The following is a 1,316-nucleotide window of genomic DNA, read 5'->3' as shown; positions in this document are numbered from 1 at the left end:
CCTCCCCTGCCCTGACAGGTGTAAGTATTTTACAAAAGCCGTTGAAATGGTGTTTTTCCGTTGGTTGAAAACTCAACTTTTTCACTCTAGTTTGTCACTCAAGAACGTAATCTGGTGCTTTGACCCAGGGGTAAAATTTTGTTTGAGAGTGTCAAATCACACCCAAATTAAAAACCTATCCTTGTCAGGAGCAGGAGTCAGGAGTCAAAATTAGAAGCGGATATATGACATTTAAAATATAAAAACCAAGAAATTGTCTAGCTCAAAAATCTATGAAAATAGCTGATTTAATTAACCGGTTTACAGTTTATGCTAATCCCAGTTGGTGTGAAAAGTGGGATAATTGCGGTTGGCAAATTGAACCGGGTGTGTTAAATGAAGATGCGCGAGTGTTGGTGTGTTTGACTCCTACTTTAGCGGTGATGGAAGAAGCTATTACTCTCCATGCTAATCTAATTTTTGCCCACCATCCCCTAATTTTCTATCCTGTCAAATCTCTACAGACTGGAGAACCATTGACGGAAATGGTACGTTTAGCTTTTACTCATAAAATCGGCATCTACAGCGCCCATACTAATTTTGATCAAGTAGAAGATGGGACAGCAGATGTTTTGGCGCAAATTCTAGAATTAACAGATGTATCACCCATTGTCCCGACTCAACAAGGTTTAGGTTATGGAAGGGTGGGAAATCTCAAACCAGCTTTGACGTTACAAAATTTACTCGCAACTATTCAAACTCGACTAAATCCCCCCAAACTGATTTTTTCCCCCACGGACAATTTACAACAGGAAATTTCACGGGTAGCAGTTTTAGGCGGTTCTGGTGCGGGTTATATTTCTGAAGTGGTGAAAACAGGCGCTCAAGTTTACCTAACTTCTGATTGTAAGTTCCATCAGTTCCAAGAAAGTCGCGATCGCCATCTAATTTTAATTGATGCTGGCCATTATGCCACTGAACGCCCCGCGTGCGATCGCCTAGTACAAAAGTTTCAATCTCTGAATTTAAATTGGGTACAACTCAGCCAACAAGATGAAGATTTCCGCCAGTTTTTACCTTAATACTTCCCACGGCATACTTTGATTTTATAATTGTGACTCAGATCACAAAATTACATTATTAAAATCACAATCAATTACTGTTTCATATCAACATAGTTCAAGCAGAAGTAGTGGAGACTGGCAGTGATTAATCATATCCTATGTCCTATCTGCCATGATTCGTACACTTATTGAATCTGCTTTTCAAACTGGATGTCTGAGTGTTGAATCAGAAGGCTTGCTGCATCAAGTTCTGGCGACTAAATGTTATCAACT

1 protein-coding gene is annotated in these 1,316 nt (G+C 39.6%); it reads left to right on the top strand.

Annotated features, from left to right (window positions below; translation table 11 throughout):
• The first annotated feature begins 272 nt into the window (after positions 1-272).
• On the top strand, positions 273-1,061 hold the full coding sequence (locus tag VB711_RS10795) for a Nif3-like dinuclear metal center hexameric protein (protein WP_323285962.1): 789 nt from the start codon (positions 273-275) through the stop codon (positions 1,059-1,061).
• The last annotated feature ends 255 nt before the right edge of the window (positions 1,062-1,316 follow it).

It is taken from the genome of Cronbergia sp. UHCC 0137 (genome assembly GCF_034932285.1).
Classification (GTDB): Bacteria; Cyanobacteriota; Cyanobacteriia; order Cyanobacteriales; family Nostocaceae; genus Cronbergia.
This window is presented reverse-complemented; position numbering and strand designations above follow the sequence as displayed.